Origin of the sequence: Pandoraea horticolens (assembly GCF_902459555.1) — a bacterium.
GTDB lineage: Bacteria > Pseudomonadota > Gammaproteobacteria > Burkholderiales > Burkholderiaceae > Pandoraea > Pandoraea horticolens.
In genome coordinates, this window is record NZ_CABPSM010000014.1 from 138,753 (window position 1) to 155,370 (window position 16,618).

At 63.0% G+C, this 16,618-nt stretch carries 13 protein-coding genes; 11 read left to right on the forward strand and 2 right to left on the reverse strand.

The window, feature by feature from the left end; genetic code table 11:
- The first annotated feature begins 131 nt into the window (after nucleotides 1-131).
- On the forward strand, nucleotides 132-2,033 hold the full coding sequence (locus PHO31112_RS20670; protein WP_150622590.1) for a propionate--CoA ligase: 1,902 nt from the start codon (nucleotides 132-134) through the stop codon (nucleotides 2,031-2,033).
- Between the two features lie 249 nt (nucleotides 2,034-2,282).
- A complete protein-coding gene (gene mdtD, locus PHO31112_RS20675) occupies nucleotides 2,283-3,737 on the forward strand; it encodes a multidrug transporter subunit MdtD (protein WP_246178430.1) in 1,455 nt (484 codons plus the stop codon).
- A 41-nt stretch (nucleotides 3,738-3,778) separates the two neighbouring features.
- Here mdtD and PHO31112_RS20680 read toward each other — a convergent pair whose 3' ends face one another.
- A complete protein-coding gene (locus PHO31112_RS20680) occupies nucleotides 3,779-4,705 on the reverse strand; it encodes a LysR family transcriptional regulator (protein WP_150622592.1) in 927 nt (308 codons plus the stop codon).
- A gap of 229 nt (nucleotides 4,706-4,934) precedes the next feature.
- Here PHO31112_RS20680 and PHO31112_RS20685 point away from each other — a divergent pair, with 229 nt between their 5' ends.
- Both PHO31112_RS20685 and PHO31112_RS20690 read left to right on the forward strand, forming a co-directional pair.
- Complete coding sequence (locus tag PHO31112_RS20685) at nucleotides 4,935-6,332, forward strand: M20 family metallopeptidase (protein WP_150622594.1); 1,398 nt, start codon at nucleotides 4,935-4,937, stop codon at nucleotides 6,330-6,332.
- A 56-nt stretch (nucleotides 6,333-6,388) separates the two neighbouring features.
- A complete protein-coding gene (locus tag PHO31112_RS20690; RefSeq protein ID WP_246178432.1) occupies nucleotides 6,389-7,684 on the forward strand; it encodes an MFS transporter in 1,296 nt (431 codons plus the stop codon).
- A 117-nt stretch (nucleotides 7,685-7,801) separates the two neighbouring features.
- Here the strand turns inward: PHO31112_RS20690 and PHO31112_RS20695 are convergent, their stop codons facing one another.
- On the reverse strand, nucleotides 7,802-8,116 hold the full coding sequence (locus PHO31112_RS20695) for a DUF5076 domain-containing protein (protein WP_150622598.1): 315 nt from the start codon (nucleotides 8,114-8,116) through the stop codon (nucleotides 7,802-7,804).
- A gap of 498 nt (nucleotides 8,117-8,614) precedes the next feature.
- Between PHO31112_RS20695 and PHO31112_RS20700 the strand changes: the two genes are divergently transcribed.
- From PHO31112_RS20700 to PHO31112_RS20730, 7 genes are all read left to right on the forward strand, one after another.
- Nucleotides 8,615-10,957 carry a bifunctional salicylyl-CoA 5-hydroxylase/oxidoreductase gene (locus PHO31112_RS20700; RefSeq protein WP_150622600.1) on the forward strand — a complete coding sequence of 781 codons (2,343 nt, stop codon included), beginning with the start codon at nucleotides 8,615-8,617 and terminating at the stop codon, nucleotides 10,955-10,957.
- Nucleotides 10,958-10,966: 9 nt separating this feature from the next.
- A complete protein-coding gene (locus PHO31112_RS20705) occupies nucleotides 10,967-11,788 on the forward strand; it encodes an SDR family NAD(P)-dependent oxidoreductase (RefSeq protein WP_150622602.1) in 822 nt (273 codons plus the stop codon).
- 35 nt (nucleotides 11,789-11,823) lie between these two features.
- A complete protein-coding gene (locus PHO31112_RS20710; RefSeq protein ID WP_150622604.1) occupies nucleotides 11,824-12,687 on the forward strand; it encodes an enoyl-CoA hydratase family protein in 864 nt (287 codons plus the stop codon).
- 13 nt (nucleotides 12,688-12,700) lie between these two features.
- Nucleotides 12,701-13,885: an acyl-CoA dehydrogenase family protein gene (locus tag PHO31112_RS20715; RefSeq protein ID WP_150622606.1), complete on the forward strand. Its 1,185-nt coding sequence runs from the start codon at nucleotides 12,701-12,703 to the stop codon at nucleotides 13,883-13,885.
- 37 nt (nucleotides 13,886-13,922) lie between these two features.
- The gene (locus PHO31112_RS20720) at nucleotides 13,923-15,566 is read left to right on the forward strand and encodes an AMP-binding protein (protein WP_150622608.1); all 1,644 of its coding nucleotides are present in this window, start codon (nucleotides 13,923-13,925) and stop codon (nucleotides 15,564-15,566) included.
- Nucleotides 15,567-15,637: 71 nt separating this feature from the next.
- On the forward strand, nucleotides 15,638-16,108 hold the full coding sequence (locus tag PHO31112_RS20725; RefSeq protein WP_150622610.1) for an acyl-CoA thioesterase: 471 nt from the start codon (nucleotides 15,638-15,640) through the stop codon (nucleotides 16,106-16,108).
- A 2-nt stretch (nucleotides 16,109-16,110) separates the two neighbouring features.
- Complete coding sequence (locus PHO31112_RS20730) at nucleotides 16,111-16,518, forward strand: RidA family protein (RefSeq protein ID WP_150622627.1); 408 nt, start codon at nucleotides 16,111-16,113, stop codon at nucleotides 16,516-16,518.
- Nucleotides 16,519-16,618: the final 100 nt, after the last annotated feature.

A 16,618-nucleotide genomic window follows, 5' to 3' on the forward strand; every position in this document is an offset into this window, starting at 1 on the left:
TCGCCGGTCGATGGCGATGCGCGACCGACTCCGCCGGCCCGATCCGGCGCCGCGCCAGTTCCGTTTCGCTCCGGCACCGCCGGTATGGCATGACGGGCGCGCGAGCCAATTCATATATGCAAGGAGACAATATGACTTCGTATGCGTCGTTTCACGCCCGCTCGATTACCCCCGATTCGCGCGCGGCCTTCTGGGAGGAACAGGCCCGGCTGATCGATTGGGAGACGCCTTTTACGCAGGTGCTCGACTACGACAATCCGCCGTTTGCCCGCTGGTTCGTCGGCGGTCGAACGAACCTGTGCCACAACGCCGTCGACCGTCACCTTCCGTCGCGCGGCACGCAAAACGCGCTGATCTGGGTGTCGACGGAGACCGAACAGGAACGTGTCTACACGTACGACGAACTGGCAGCGGAAGTCAATCGCATGGCGGCGTCGTTGCAATCGCTGGGCGTTGCGCGCGGCGAGCGGGTGCTGATCTACATGCCGATGGTGCCCGAAGCGTTGTTCGCGATGCTCGCGTGTACGCGTCTGGGCGCGATCCACTCGGTGGTGTTTGGCGGCTTCGCGTCCGTGAATCTGGCAACCCGCATCGACGACGCGCAACCGAAAGTCATCGTCTCGGCCGACGCCGGCTCGCGCAATGGCAAGGTCGTCCCGTACAAGCCGTTGCTCGACGAAGGCATCACGCTCGCGCAGCACAAGCCGTCGAGCGTGTTGCTCGTCGACCGGGGGGTGGCGCCGATGACGCGTGTGGAAGGCCGTGATGTCGACTATGCGTCATTGCGCGAACAACACCTCGATGCCTTTGTTCCGTGCGAATGGCTTGAGTCGAGTGAGCCGTCCTACGTGCTCTACACGTCTGGCACGACGGGCAAACCGAAAGGGGTGCAGCGCGATACCGGCGGATATGCGGTGGCGCTGGCGGCGTCGATGCAGCATATTTTCTGTGTGAAACCGGGCGACACGATGTTCTGCGCGTCGGACATCGGTTGGGTGGTCGGGCACAGCTACATCGTGTATGCACCGTTGCTCGCGGGCATTGCCACGGTGATGTATGAGGGCACGCCGATTCGTCCCGACGGCGGAATCTGGTGGCGGATTGTCGAAAAGTACAAGGTAACGGAGCTTTTCACCGCGCCGACGGCGATTCGTGTGCTCAAGAAGCAGGACCCGGCGTATCTGACGCAATACGACCTGTCGTCGCTGCGGCTGATCTTCCTCGCAGGCGAGCCGCTCGACGAACCGACGGCGCGCTGGCTTACCGAGGGCGTAGGCAAGCCGGTGGTCGACAACTACTGGCAGACGGAGACCGGTTGGCCGATCCTCGGCATGGCGCGTGGGGTCGAAGTCTTGCCGGGCAAGCTCGGATCACCGGGCAAGCCGGTGTACGGCTACGACGTGAAGCTTGTTGACGAGGTGACGGGAGAGGACTGCGGCCCGAACCAGAAGGGCGTGCTGGCCATCGAAGGGCCGCTGCCACCCGGGTGCATGAGCACGGTGTGGGGCGACGACGCTCGCTTCGTCAAGACCTATTGGCAGACGGTGCCGGGCCGCATGCTGTACTCGAGCTTCGACTGGGGGCTGCGCGACGAGGACGGGTATTACTTTATTCTTGGCCGCACCGACGACGTCATCAACGTCGCGGGCCACCGGCTGGGTTCGCGTGAGATCGAGGAGAGCATTGCGAGTCATCCGGCGGTGGCGGAGGTGGCGGTCATCGGTGCGCAGGATGCGCTCAAGGGGCAGGTGGCGATGGCGTTCGCGGTGCTGCGTCAGCCGGAATTGGCGGCGACGCCCGAGGCGCGTCTGGCGCTGGAAGGCGATGTCATGAAGACGGTCGACAAGCAATTGGGCGCGGTAGCGCGTCCGGCGCGAGTATTCTTCGTCACCACGCTGCCCAAGACGCGCTCTGGCAAGCTGCTGCGCCGTGCGATTCAGGCGATCTGCGAGGGCCGCGAAACGGGCGATCTGATCACGCTGGAGGACCCGGTGGCGCTGGAACAGGTGCGCGATGCCGTGAAGGGCGTGTAGCCGGCTGGGGGGCTTCGGGAGCGAAACCTTCGGTGACGATGAGAGAAAGCAAGACTGCGGCGCATCCGATTTTTCGGACTGCGCCGCAGTGCATTTAGACGGTGGATATGGTTCGATATCGGTAATCGACGTCGCATTACGACATACGGCCGACCATCGCCGGTATGATTTCGCGAGACGTCTGCGGGACAGGCGACTGTTTTATCCACGGCTGGCACGCGTGCCCATGACCGCTCATTACTCATCGACATGACTTCACCCAACCCGGCCGCGTGGCGGCAGAAAGCGATGCTCCTTGTGGTGTCCGTCGGCTTCTTCATGCAGACGCTGGACTCGACGATCGTCAATACGGCGCTACCTGCCATGGCGCGCGATCTCGGCCAATCGCCGTTGCACATGCAGGCGGTGGTCATCGCCTATGCGCTGACCATGGCCGTGACGATTCCGTTATCGGGATGGTTGGCGGACCGCCTGGGCACGCGTGTGGTTTTCTCCAGCGCATTGACGATCTTCTCCATCGGCTCTGCGATGTGCGCCTATTCCGGCACGCTCGAGGCACTGGTCTGGTGGCGCGTGGTGCAGGGGGTTGGCGGGGCGATGCTGCTGCCGGTGGGACGGCTGGCGGTGTTGCGCACCTTCCCGCGCGAGCAATTCTTGCAGGCGCTCGCGTTCGTTGCGGTGCCGGGGATGATCGGCCCCTTGATCGGGCCGACGCTGGGCGGGTGGCTCGTCAAGGTGGCGTCGTGGCATTGGGTGTTCCTGATCAACGTGCCGGTAGGGGTGGCGGGGTGCGTGGCGGCGCACTTCTTCCTGATTAACGCGCGCGCGCCGCACCAGACGCCGTTCGACATCAAGGGCTATCTGTTGCTCTGCGTCGGTATGGTGGCGACCTCGCTGGCGCTCGACCGGCGTGCCGACATGGCGGGCGCGCATGCCCTCATGCTGGTGTTGCTGGTGGTGGGGTTTGCCGGCTTTGTCGCCTATGGGCTATACGCGAACCGAGCGCCGCAGCCGTTGTTTTCGCTGACGATGTTTCGTGTGCACACGTTCAGCGTTGGGTTGCTGGGCAACCTCTTTGCGCGAATCGGCATCGCGGCGGTGCCCTATCTCGTGCCTCTGTTGTTGCAAGTGAGCCTTGGCTACACGGCCTTCGAAGCGGGGCTGCTGATGCTGCCGATCACGATCACGGGTATTTTTGCCAAGAGTCTCGCGACACATCTGGTCATGCGTTACGGCTATCGTCCGGTGCTGGTGTGGAACACGATCCTTGCCGGGTGCGTGATGGCGAGCTTTGCTGTCGTCACCCCGAACTATCCGGTGCCATTGTTGATCATCCAGTTGGGGATTCTCGGCGGCATCAATTCGATACAGTTCACGGCCATGAATGCGCTGACGCTCAAGGACCTGAACCCGGACGATGCCAGCGGTGGCAACAGCCTGTTCTCGCTCGTGCAGATGTTGGCAATGAGCTTCGGTCTGACCGTGGGTGGTGCGCTTCTGGTGACGTTTACCGGCGCGTTCGGCGCGAGTGAGGGCGTTGGGGCACTGCCCGCATTCCGGTCGACGTTCGCGTGCGTCGGCGTGATCACCTGTTGTTCCGCGTGGATCTTCGCGCAGTTGACCGATCGTGAGCAGATGGCCGCCAGCGATGGCGACGCGCAGGCACAGGCCGTGACGGCTACGCCTGCACCGCCGACAAATTAGCCGCGACGAATTGAGGTGCGCGGTGGGGATGCTTAGGCACTTCAGCCCCTTGAGGTAAAGGGTTTGTCGAGAATCTCGGGTGCGCGAATGGCGTCGATCAGCAGACCGAGGAAGGCTTCGACGGGGGCGGGCAGGGTGCGACCGGCCATCGTTTGCACTTGCAGTGAGCGCTGATGCAGCGCCGGATTCCGAATGGGAATAGCGACGAGCCCTTCGGGCGCGAGACGACTGCGCACCGTGAGCAGACCTGTGAGCGTCACCGCATTGCCTGAGCGCACGAAGCTGTGCAACGCGGCGTGGTAGTTGCTCACGAACACCGGTTCGAACAATAGGCCTTCGAGCGTGCAGCAAAGGTCGAACATCTGCCGGATGGTCACGCCGGCGTTCGACAGTGCCAGCGGATACGGCAGCAGGTCGGCCAGCGCGACGTCGTGCTGTTTGGCGAGTGGATGGCGCTTGGCCATCAAGGCATAGATCGGCGCTGGTTGCGTGTGCACGACCTGCACCCCTTTTTCCGGTGCGACGCTGAAACATACGGCGATATCGGCCTCGCCATCTCGCACCCGCACGGTGGCTTCGAACGGCGAGACGACGTCGAGCAGGAAGTGTGCGCCGGGATACGTTTCGCGAAAGCGCGCAAAGACTTGTGGCAGGAAATCCCGCGCAACCCCTTCGGCGCTGGCGACGCGAATCGTCGCGCGTCCCACTTCCGCGAGTCCCCGGATTTCCGATGTGACACGCTCGGCATCGAGCAACACGCGACGCGCATGATCGGCGAGCAACTCACCGGCTTCGCTTAACACCATGCCGCGCGGCCGGCGTTCGAACAGCGGTGTGCCCAAATCCTCCTCGAGCTTTGCGATCTGACGGCTCAGGGCCGAGACGGCCACGTGCAGGCGTTCCGAGGCGCGACTGAGCGAGCCCGTACGGGCGACTTCGAGAAAGTAACGCAGCGCGTGAGTTTGCATGGGCGAGAGACCGAATGACGAACGCGTGACGGGGCGATCGATCGTGAGCGTAACCGCGGTTTCTGCTTTGCCGAAACGGCAAAGAAACCTTCGAAATATTATCATTGTTGTCAAAAATACCCGCTCCTAGAATGGCCTGAACGGTTGTGCCGCAGCGTGCTACCGACACGCGTCGCAGTGATGTGCGAAACAGGCGGCCGTGCCCTCACAAGCCATCTGGAGACAAGCAGTGACACGTAGCGCAGCGATTTCCCAAGCCACCGCCCAATACGACTCGGGCGCGTTTCTCGATGTTCTTAACCGTCGCGTCGCCTACAAGACCGAGAGTCAGGAGGCGGATAGCGGCGACGCTCTGCGCGCTTATCTCTCCGATGAAATGACACCCGCGCTCGCGGCGCTTGGTTTCACGTCGCGCATCGTGCCCAATCCGGTGCCGGGCGGCGGGCCATTCCTGATTGCGCAGCGTCACGAAAGCGACGACGCGCCCACGGTGCTCACCTACGGACACGGCGACGTGGTGCGAGGCTATGACGCGCAATGGCGCGACGGGCTGAAGCCGTGGGAGATCGTGGTGGAGGGCGACCGCTGGTACGGACGCGGCACTGCCGACAACAAGGGTCAGCACACGATCAATCTGGCGGCGCTGGCGGAGGTATTGGCTTCGCGCGGCGGCAAGCTCGGATACAACGTGAAGATGATCGTGGAGATGGGCGAAGAGATGGGCTCGCCTGGGCTGCACGCGATCTGCGAGCAATTGCGCGACGAGTTGCGAGCCGACGTGCTGATTGCCTCCGACGGGCCGCGATTGACGGCGGAGCGTCCCACGGTATTCCTCGGTTCGCGCGGTCTGGTCAATTTCAAACTCAGCCTGAATTTGCGCGACGGCGGTCATCACTCGGGCAACTGGGGCGGGCTGTTGCGCAATCCGGGGGTGGTGCTGGCGAACGCGATTGCGTCGATCGTCGACGGCAACGGGAAGATTCTCGTGGAGGGGCTGCGTCCGCCCGAGTTGCCGGCGTCGGTGCGACGTGCGCTCGCTGGGCTGGAGGTTGGCGGAGGGCCGAACGATCCCGAGGTCGACGTTGACTATGGTGAGCCCGGGCTGACGCCCACTGAGCGCGTGATTGGCTGGAACAACATTGAGGTATTGGCGTTCAAGACGGGCAATCCCGAGAAGCCCGTCAACGCGATCCCCCCATATGCCTATGCGCACATGCAGATCCGCTTTGTTGTGGGCACCGACTGGGAGCGGCTGGGAGAGATTTTGCGCGCGCATCTGGACGCACACGGTTTCCCGATGGTCGAGGTCGAGGTGGAGCGCGGTGTGATGGCGACGCGTCTCGACCCGGATGACCCGTGGGTGCTGTGGGCGCTGGCATCGATGCGTGAGACGACCGGCAAGGCGCCGGTGCTGCTGCCGAATCTCGGCGGCACACTCCCGAACGATGTGTTCGCCGATGTGCTCGGCCTGCCAACGCTGTGGGTGCCGCATTCGTACCCGGCGTGTTCGCAGCACGCGCCGGACGAGCATCTGCTTGGATCGGTCGCGCGCGAAGCGTTGCAGATCATGGCGGGTCTGTTCTGGGATTTGGGGAATGTGGACCTGAAAGAGGGGAAGCCGCGATGAACAGCACCGTTGCCGCCGCCGGGGCGGATCATGCGAACGGCGCGTCCAGCGCCGGTATGGAGGGCGCACGTACGGACGTGCCCGTCTACAAACTGATAGTCGCGACGTCCATCGGTAACGCGCTCGAATGGTACGACCTGATCGTCTACGGCTATTTTGCCGTGACGATTTCGAAGCTGTTCTTCCCCGCGCACGACGAGACCGTGTCGCTGCTGATGGCGCTGGGCACCTTTGCGCTGTCGTATCTTGCGCGTCCTCTGGGGGCCTTCGTGCTGGGGGCGTATGCAGATCGTCGTGGGCGTCGCGCCTCGCTGATGTTGTCGATCGCGATGATGACGGTGGGCACCGGGCTGATTGCGTTCATGCCGACGTATGCAGTGATCGGCGTGTGGGCGCCGATTGGCATTTTCCTGTCGCGGCTGATGCAGGGGTTCTCGGCGGGCGGAGAGTTCGGTAGTTCGACGGCGTTCCTTGTCGAGCACGTGCCGAACCGGCCGGGCTTCATGTCGAGCTGGCAGTTCGCGAGTCAGGGGGCGAGCACGTTGCTGGCGTCGGCGTTCGGGGCGGTACTCACGGGTGCGCTGACGCAGCCGCAACTCGAGTCATGGGGATGGCGTATTCCGTTCCTGTTCGGGATGCTGGTGGGGCCTATCGGGCTTTACATCCGGAAGTACATGGACGAGACGCCTGCGTTCGAGCGCGACGTCGCGCGTAAGAACGCCGCGCGCACGGCTGACGGTGACGCGGGCAAATCGCCGGTATGGGAAGTGTTGGCGACGCAGAAGGCGCGTTTGCTGGTGTCCATCGGTGCGCTGGTGCTGACGACGACGGCGAACTACATGATCTTGTACATGCCCACGTATGCGACGAAGCAGCTTGGCTTGCCGCCGTCACAAGGCTTCATTGCGACGCTGGTGACGGGCTTCGTCATCATGACGCTGACGCCGTTCGTCGGTCATTGGTCGGACAAGGTCGGGCGTATCCGCATCATGCTGGTAGCGGGGGTGTTGTTCCTGTGCACGGTGTATCCGGCGTTTGCGTTCATGAACGCGCATGCGTCGCTGGCGACGATGATGGTCGTGATGCTCTGGATCGGTATGTTGAAGGCGGTGTACTTTGCGCCGATCCCCGCACTGATGTCGTCGCTGTTCCCGACGCGCACGCGCGCAACGGGCATGGCGGTCGGCTACAACCTCGGCACGACGATCTTCGGCGGCTTTACTCCGCTGGCGGTGGCCTGGCTGATCGCGGCGTCGGGCAACAAGCTGGCGCCGGGGTTGTATCTGATGGTGGGAGCGGTGATCAGTCTGACGACACTGCTGATCGCGCGAGTGCGGCTGGGGGCACGCTGAGGTGAGTGGTTGGTGGGGCGAGAGACCCGAGAGGAGGCGCTCGGCAGTGTCGCGTGTGAGGATGGCACGCGAGGCTGCCGTGGCGCCGCCTTGCGATAGTGCTGGTGGTGTGCGGGCTTAGTGATGTTGCCGTGACGTACCGTCGCTGGACACGGCGGTGGGGGCGCCGAGTTCCTTGAGGAAGTGCTCCCGAACGAGCGCCAGGGAGTCGGTATTCATGCGTGGGTAGCTTTGTTGCAGCGTGGTCGATACCTGACGGGCGACGTCGGCGAGAATCACGCCCCAGATGGCCTCTTCCGGCACCTTCTTCGTTTCCCGATACATTCCGATCTTCATTGAGCAGTACATCGTCTGATCTGCGGTCCAGACGCGCAGCATCTCCACAGCGTCGTCGTCGTGCATGACGGAATCGGGGATTGGGCACTCGTGCATCGCAGTCCTCACTTAACGTTGGTGGCTCGCTAGAGCCCTTGCTCGGGATTGGGCAGTGGTTTCAGGCATGGTTCTGGCTGAAACCCACTGTCGATGATGACGCGGTAAATCCCCCAAACCCATCAGGTGACGGCCGTAGATCGCTTTGGTACTTGTCCGATAAGTTATCTTGCGGCGGGGCATTGAAAACGCGGCTTGACCGCAAGTTTGCGGGAGCGATGTCTGCGGTGAATATCCCCACCTAAATTGGCGTTTCACTGGAAAAATCGCGAGCGGACGGTGATCGCGATCTTCCTGTGACGGCCCTCGGCGCCAAATCGGCTGCCGCGTAAGAGGCTTTGGGCGCGGCCCCTCTAAGTACTTTCCCGACCCCTCCGGCGCTGAGGCTTGGCGACCTTGCCGCCGGAAATTTTTTCCTCTAGTATTTTAGGCATAAACTATTTACGATTTAACAAAGATCGGCTAGCGCGACGCGATCTGTGAATCCGGAGGTTGGAGATGAATATCGTCTGTATCGGCGGCGGTCCTGCTGGTCTGTATTTCGGGTTGTTGATGAAGCTGCGCGAGCCTTCCCACCGTGTTGTGGTGGTTGAGCGCAACCGGCCTTACGACACGTTCGGCTGGGGGGTGGTGTTCTCCGACGCCACCATGGACAACCTTCAGGAAGCCGATCCGGTCAGCGCCGCGCAGATCAACGACGCCTTCAATCACTGGGACGACATCGACATCCACTTCGAAGGCCGTACCATCACCTCCGGCGGCCACGGGTTTATCGGCATCGGCCGCAAGAAGCTGCTCAACATTCTGCAAGCGCGCTGCGAAGCCCTTGGCGTCGAACTGGTCTTCGAGACGGACGTCGCCGACGATCAGGACATTGCGCGCCGCTACCAGGCCGATCTGGTGATCGCCTCGGACGGCCTCAACAGCCGTATCCGCACGCGTTACGCCGACACCTACCGCCCGGATATCGATACGCGTCAGAACCGCTTCGTCTGGCTCGGCACGCATCGGCGTTTCGACGCCTTCACGTTCGCCTTCGAGAAGACGGAACATGGCTGGTTTCAGGCGCACGCCTATCAGTTCGATGCCGACACATCGACATTCATCGTCGAGACGCCCGAGGAAGTCTGGCGTGCCCACGGCATCGATCAGATGAGCCAGGAAGAGGGCGTGAAATTCTGCGAAAACCTCTTCGCCAAGTACCTCGGCGGTCATGAACTGATGAGCAACGCCAAGCACCTTCGCGGCTCAGCCATCTGGATTCGTTTTCCTCGCGTGATTTGCGAACACTGGGTGCACTGGAGCAATGTCGACGGCAAGCGCGTGCCCGTCGTACTCATGGGCGACGCCGCGCACACCGCGCACTTTTCCATCGGGTCCGGCACCAAGCTCGCGCTGGAGGACGCCATCGCACTCGCCGACGGTCTCGGCACCCAGGGCACCGACGCCCTGCCGGGCGCGCTGGCCGATTACGAAGCCGCGCGCAGCGTCGAAGTGCTCAAGATTCAGAACGCCGCACGCAACTCGACCGAGTGGTTCGAAACCGTCGAGCGCTATGCACGCTTTTCTCCGGAACAATTCGCTTATTCGCTGTTGACGCGCTCGCAACGCATCTCCCACGAAAATCTGCGCGTGCGCGACGCCGGTTACGTCGAAGGCTACGAAGACTGGCTCGCCGAGCATGCCGGTGTGAAACGCGCCGAAGGCCAGCACGCGATTCCGCCGATGTTCACGCCATTTCGTGCGCGTGAACTCACACTCAAGAATCGCATCGTGATGTCGCCGATGGCCATGTACTCGGCCGTCGACGGCGTGCCGGGCGACTTTCACCTAGTGCACCTCGGCAGCCGCGCGCTGGGCGGTGCGGGCATGATCGTCGCAGAGATGACCTGTGTGTCGCCCGACGCCCGCATCACGCCGGGATGTCCCGGTCTGTGGAACGATACGCAGCGCGATGCCTGGAAGCGCATCGTCGACTTCGTGCACACGGGCAGCGATGCCAAGATCGCCATGCAGATCGGCCATGCCGGTCGCAAGGGCTCGACGCGCCTGGCCTGGGACGGGATCGATCAACCGCTTGCCGAGGGCAACTGGCCGCTGATCTCCGCCTCGCCGCTGCCCTATATCGAGGACGTGTCGCAAACACCGCGTGAAATGACGCGCGCCGATATGGACCGGGTGAAGGACGACTTCGTACAAGCCGCCCGCCGCGCTGCCGAAGCCGGATTCGACTGGCTCGAGCTGCACTGCGCCCACGGGTATCTGCTCTCGAGCTTTATCTCGCCGCTTACGAACCAGCGTGCCGACGAGTACGGTGGCTCGCTGGAGAGTCGCCTGCGCTATCCGCTGGAGGTCTTCCATGCCGTGCGTGACGTCTGGCCGTCGGCCAAGCCGATGTCGGTGCGTATCTCCGCGCACGACTGGGTCGAGGGCGGTATTACGCCGGACGACGCGGTCGCCATCGCCCGCGCGTTCAAAGATGCGGGTGCCGATCTCATCGACTGCTCGTCGGGGCAGGTCAGCAAGGCCGAAAAGCCGGTGTACGGCCGGATGTTCCAGACGCCGTTCGCCGACCGCGTGCGCAACGAAGCGGGTATTCCAACGATTGCCGTTGGCGCGATTTTCGAGGCGGATCACGTGAACAGCATCATCGCGTCGGGCCGCGCCGATTTGTGTGCGCTGGCGCGTCCGCATCTGGCCGATCCGTTCTGGACGCTGCATGAAGCCGCCAGGATCGGCTACAAGGACTTGCCGTGGCCGGCGCAGTACTATGCGGGCAAACGGCAGTACGAGACCAATCTGGAGCGTGCTGCCGCCTACGCTCAACAGATTGGTAAATAAGGACAGTTCATGACGTCACCGACAACCTCGGCCAGCCTGTCACCGGTAGCGCCGGCGTCGCTCAAGGGCGTGCACGCCCTCGTGACCGGCGGTGCGCGCGGCATTGGCGAAGCCGTCGCCCGGTCGCTGCTCGTACAGGGCGCACGTGTAACGCTGCTCGGACGTAGTGAAGCCACGCTCTCGCGCGGTGCACAGGCACTCGCCGCGCATGGCGACGTTGCCTGGGTGAGCGCTGACATTTCGGACGCCGCTGCGGTCGTTGCGGCCTTCGCGCAGGCGGCCGAGCGTTTCGGCCCGGTGCAGGTGCTCGTCAACAACGCGGGACAAGCGGTCAGCGCACCGTTCGGCAAGACGGACGGCGCGCTTTGGCAGCAGATGATCGACGTCAACCTGACGGGGACGTTTCACTGCATTTCTGCCGCATTGCCCGCCATGGTGAGCGCCGGCTGGGGCCGTATCGTGAACGTGGCGAGCACCGCCGGGTTGATCGGCTACCCCTACGTGACGGCGTATTGCGCAGCGAAGCACGGTGTTGTCGGATTGACGCGCGCGTTGGCGCTCGAAGTGGCGAAGAGGGGCGTGACGGTCAACGCCGTTTGCCCGGGCTATACGGAAACGGACATCGTGCGCGACGCCGTGGCGAACATTGTCGCCAAGACCGGACGCAGCGAAGACGACGCGCGTGCCGAACTGGCCAAGCGAAATCCGCAGGGGCGTCTCGTGCAGCCGCAGGAGGTCGCCGACACGGTGCTGTGGCTCTGTCAGCCGGGTGCCGGTGCGGTAACAGGACAGTCGATCGCGGTCGCCGGCGGTGAAGTCACCGTCGGCTGAGCGCGAATGCAAAATCTATCCAAGGAGATCGGCCAATGAGTGACGTGAAACTGACGATGGCGCATCACAAGCGCCCATTCGCGAACTATGAAGCCAAGCACTTTCTGTGGTCGGTGTCGAACGATGCCGGGGGGCGTCCGAGCATCGGCACGATCACGCTGAACCGTCCGGACAAGAAGAATCCGCTGACGTTCGACTCGTATGCCGAACTGCGCGATCTCTTCCGCGGACTGGTCTATGCGACGGACATCAAGACGATCGTCGTGACTGGCGCGGGTGGCAATTTCTGCTCGGGCGGCGACGTCCACGAAATCATTGGGCCGCTCACGAAAATGAGCATGCCGGAGCTGCTCGATTTCACACGCATGACGGGCGATCTGGTCAAGGCGATGCGCGCGTGTCCGCAGCCGATCATCAGCGCCATCGATGGCATTTGCGCTGGCGCTGGGGCGATGATGGCGCTCGCGTCGGACATGCGTCTGGGCACGCCGCAGGCGAAGACGGCGTTCCTGTTCGTTCGCGTCGGTCTGGCCGGCGCCGACATGGGGGCTTGCACGCTGTTGCCGCGCATGATCGGACAGGGGCGCGCTTCGGAACTGCTTTACACCGGTCGCGTGATGACGGCGGAGGAAGGGCTGCAATGGGGGTTCTTCAATGGGCTGCACGACGGTGGCGCGGTGCTCAGCGCTGCGCAGACGCTGGCCGATCAGATCGCTTGCGGCCCGACGTTCGCGCACGGCGTGACGAAGAAGCTGCTGCATCAGGAATGGAATATGGGCGTGGACGAGGCCATCGAGGCTGAAGCCGAAGCGCAAGCGATCTGCATGCAGACGAAGGATTTCCGTCGTGCCTACGACGCTTTCGTCGCCAAGCAGAAACCGGTGTTCAACGGCGACTGACGTGAGCGAGACGATGAGCGATATCACTCCCCATAACTCGCGCAACGCCGACTTTCTGGCATGGCCGTTTTTCGACGATGCGCATCGCCGTCTGGGCACGGAACTCGATGCCTGGTGCTCACGCGAATTGCAGGTCGATCATCACGCGGATACCGATGCGACGTGCGTGTCGCTGGTGCGGCAACTGGGCCGTGCGGGCTGGCTGAGGTATTGCGTGCCCGCCAGTCACGGCGGCGCGCTGGACGAGCTGGATTCGCGGGCGTTATGCGTGCTGCGCGAGACGCTCGCGCGTCACGACGGCCTCGCCGACTTCGCTTTCGCGATGCAGGGGCTAGGCAGCGGTGCGATCACGCTCGCGGGCAGCGAGGCGCTCAAGCAGCGCTATTTGCCGCGCGTGGCGTCAGGCGAGGCGATTGCGGCGTTCGCGCTGTCGGAGCCGAACGCCGGATCGGATGTGGCGGCGATGGCCTGTTCGGCTACGCCGGATGGCGGCGACTATGTTCTGAACGGTGAGAAGACCTGGATTTCGAATGGCGGCATCGCGGACTTCTACTGTGTGTTCGTCCGCACGGGGGAAGCGCCTGGGGCGCGGGGTATCAGCGCGTTCGTGGTCGACGCGAACACGCCGGGGCTGACGATTGCCGAGCGCATCGACGTGAGCGCACCGCATCCGCTCGCCCGTCTGAAGTTCGAGAACTGTCGCGTGCCGGCCTCGCAGCGCCTGGGCGAAGCAGGGCAGGGCTTCAAGGTTGCGATGATGACGCTGGATATTTTCCGTGCATCGGTGGCGGCGGCGGCGCTGGGCTTCGCGCGTCGCGCGCTCGACGAAGGGCTCGCGCGTGCGAAGTCGCGCGAGATGTTCGGCCAGACGCTCGCCGATTTCCAGATCACGCAGGCCGCGCTGGGCGAGATGGCGACGTCGGTGGACGCCGCGGCACTGCTCACGTATCGCGCAGCCTGGCAACGCGATGTACAGGGGCAGCGTACGACGCGCGAAGCGGCGATGGCAAAGATGTATGCGACGGAATCGGCGCAGCAGGTCATCGACCGTGCATTGCAGATGTTCGGCGGCGCGGGCGTGGTATCGGGCGCCATTGTGGAGCGTCTGTATCGGGAGATTCGCTCGCTGCGGATCTATGAAGGGGCAACGGAAGTACAAAAGCTGATTATCGCGCGAGAACTGCTCAAGGACGCCTGAGCGCTGTCTTTGACTTACCGGGGGCAAGGAGAAGCACATGGAACGATCTGGACATCTCGACACTTTCGCGCGCGACAATCTGCCGCCCGCAGATCAGTGGCCCGAGTTTCTGCTGGACAATCCGGATGTGGTATACCCGGCGCGCGTCAACTGCGCCGCCGAACTGCTGGATCGTGTGATCGATGAAGGTCGCGGCGATGCGCCCGCGATCTATTCGGTGGAGAACGGCACGCCAACGGTCACGACGTATCTCGGTTTGCGCGAGATGGTGGATCGCATCTCTCATGTGCTTCGCAATGACATGGCATTGGTGCCGGGCAATCGTGTGTTGCTGCGCGGCCCGAACAATCTGTTCATGGCCGCCGCATGGCTTGCCGTGATCAAGGCGGGACTCGTCGGCGTGCCGACGATGCCGCTGCTGCGCGCGAAGGAACTCAAGCAGATCATCGACAAGGCGGAGGTCGGCGCGGCACTGTGCGACGGGCGTCTGAAGGAGGAGCTTGAGTTCAACCGCGAATCGAGCCATGAGTATTTCTGCCCGGCATTGAAGCAGGTGGTGTATTTCCACGATGTGGGTGAGGGCTCACTGGAGGCGCGCATGGCGCGTCAGCCAGCGAGCTTCGAGGCCTGCGATACGGCGGTGGACGATGTCTGTCTGATCGCTTTCACGAGCGGTACGACGGGCCAGCCGAAGGGCACGATGCATTTTCATCGCGATGTGCTCGCGATGTGCGATTTGTTCCCCCGTCATGTGCTGAAGCCGGGGCCGGATGACATCTTCTGCGGCACTCCCCCGTTAGCGTTCACTTTCGGCACGGGCGGCTTGTTGACGTTCCCGTTGCGTGTCGGGGCGGCGACGGTGTTACTGGAGAAGCTCACGCCGGACAGTTTGTTGCAGGCGATCGAGGCCTACCGCGCGACGATCTGTTTCACGGCCCCGACGTTTTATCGTCAGATGGCGGCGCTTGTGGGCAAGTACGATTTGTCGAGCCTGAAGAAGACGGTGTCGGCCGGCGAGGCGTTGCCCGATGCGACGCGCCAGCTATGGAAGCAGGCGTCGGGCATTGAGATGATCGACGGCATCGGCGGCACGGAGATGATCCACATTTTCATCTCGGCGGCGAACGGCGACGTTGTGCCGGGAGCGATCGGCAAGCCGGTGCCAGGCTACATCGCGATGATCGTGGACGAGAATATGCAGCCGCTGCCGCCGGGCAAGGTGGGCAAGCTGGCAGTGAAGGGACCGACCGGTTGCCGGTATCTCGCGGATTCGCGTCAGACGAGTTATGTGAAGAACGGCTGGAATCTGCCGGGCGACACGTTCATGTGCGACGAAGTAGGCAATTACTACTACCAGGCCCGCTCCGACGACATGATTGTCTCGGCCGGGTACAACATCGCAGGCCCGGAAGTGGAGTCGGCGCTGTTGAAGCATCCGGCCGTGGCGGAGTGCGGGGTGGTGGGCGCGAACGATGAGGCGCGCGGCCAGATTGTGAAGGCGTATGTAGTGCTCAAGGCCGGTGAATCGCGCGACGAAGCGATGGTGAAGGCGCTTCAAGAGTATGTGAAGGCTAACATCGCCCCGTATAAATATCCGCGCGCGATTGAGTTTGTCGACACGTTGCCGCGTACGGAAACGGGCAAACTGCAACGCTTCAAGCTCCGGCAGACGGGGCAGTGACGCACGGGTGGAGCGCTCCAGTCGGCGCTCACTCACGTTGAACAATCCTGCTCGCAGGGGAGGAGATAACTATGTCGGAGGCTGATGTGGCCGCACACGCATTCGTGAAGCCGCTGCTGGTGCGCTTCAAACACTGCGATCCGGCAGGCATCGTTTTTTATCCGCGCTATTTCGAGATGATCAACGATCTGGTCGAAGACTGGTGCGCCGAAGGGCTCAACCTGTCGTTCGGCGAGATGCACCTGCGCGACGGCATGGGCGTGCCGACAGCGAACATCGAATGTCGCTTCAGCGCCCCCAGTTTCTTAGGCGAGACACTACTGCGCTCGCTGGAAGTCACGCGTCTCGGCCGCTCGTCCATGACACTGCGCATCCGGTTCGCCGGTGCAAACGACGAGACGCGTCTGCAAGCCACGCTGGTACTGGTCTGGGTCGCGAAAGGCTCAGGCGGAAGACCCGCCCCGATCGCCGTACCCCCAGCCCAACGCGAGGCCATTGTGCGCTTTGCCGCACCCGATTCTGTAATTGAAGGAGTGTCCTGATGCTGCAAGTTCTGCAACCGCCCGAATGGGCGAAACCGCGCGGCTACGCGAACGGCATGGCTTTCGAAATGACGGCCGGCAGCCGCATCGTGTTCGTCGGCGGTCAGATTGGCTGGAACGGACAGCAACGTTTCGAAACGGATGATTTCGCACTGCAAGTTCGTCAGACCCTCGAGAACATCGTGGCGATTCTGGCCGAAGGCAACGCCAAGCCGGAACATATCGTGCGCATGACCTGGTACGTTAAGAATAAACGCGAGTATGTGGAAAGCTATCGCGCCATCGGTGAACACTACCGCGCCGTCATCGGACGCCATTTCCCCGCAATGACCGCCGTCGAAGTCGCCGATCTGATCGAGGACGAAGCCAAGGTCGAGATCGAAGTGACTGCGGTGGTGCCTGCCGCTTAATTAAATCCGTTCTTAATACCGCCCTCAACACCGCCCTCCAGACGGACCGGAGCCCCTTTCCGCCTCTCAGACATAAACCCAACTCGCTGCAGAAAGGCGC

What these genes read in the sequence shown, in the direction of transcription:
- PHO31112_RS20670 (WP_150622590.1), top strand. Translation starts at nt 132, where the DNA reads ATGACTTCGTATGCGTCGTTTCACGCCCGCTCGATTACCCCCGATTCG.
- mdtD (WP_246178430.1), top strand. Translation starts at nt 2,283, where the DNA reads ATGACTTCACCCAACCCGGCCGCGTGGCGGCAGAAAGCGATGCTCCTT.
- PHO31112_RS20680 (WP_150622592.1), bottom strand. Translation starts at nt 4,705, where the DNA reads ATGCAAACTCACGCGCTGCGTTACTTTCTCGAAGTCGCCCGTACGGGC.
- PHO31112_RS20690 (WP_246178432.1), top strand. Translation starts at nt 6,389, where the DNA reads ATGGAGGGCGCACGTACGGACGTGCCCGTCTACAAACTGATAGTCGCG.
- PHO31112_RS20695 (WP_150622598.1), bottom strand. Translation starts at nt 8,116, where the DNA reads ATGCACGAGTGCCCAATCCCCGATTCCGTCATGCACGACGACGACGCT.
- PHO31112_RS20700 (WP_150622600.1), top strand. Translation starts at nt 8,615, where the DNA reads ATGAATATCGTCTGTATCGGCGGCGGTCCTGCTGGTCTGTATTTCGGG.
- PHO31112_RS20705 (WP_150622602.1), top strand. Translation starts at nt 10,967, where the DNA reads ATGACGTCACCGACAACCTCGGCCAGCCTGTCACCGGTAGCGCCGGCG.
- PHO31112_RS20710 (WP_150622604.1), top strand. Translation starts at nt 11,824, where the DNA reads ATGAGTGACGTGAAACTGACGATGGCGCATCACAAGCGCCCATTCGCG.
- PHO31112_RS20715 (WP_150622606.1), top strand. Translation starts at nt 12,701, where the DNA reads ATGAGCGATATCACTCCCCATAACTCGCGCAACGCCGACTTTCTGGCA.
- PHO31112_RS20720 (WP_150622608.1), top strand. Translation starts at nt 13,923, where the DNA reads ATGGAACGATCTGGACATCTCGACACTTTCGCGCGCGACAATCTGCCG.
- PHO31112_RS20725 (WP_150622610.1), top strand. Translation starts at nt 15,638, where the DNA reads ATGTCGGAGGCTGATGTGGCCGCACACGCATTCGTGAAGCCGCTGCTG.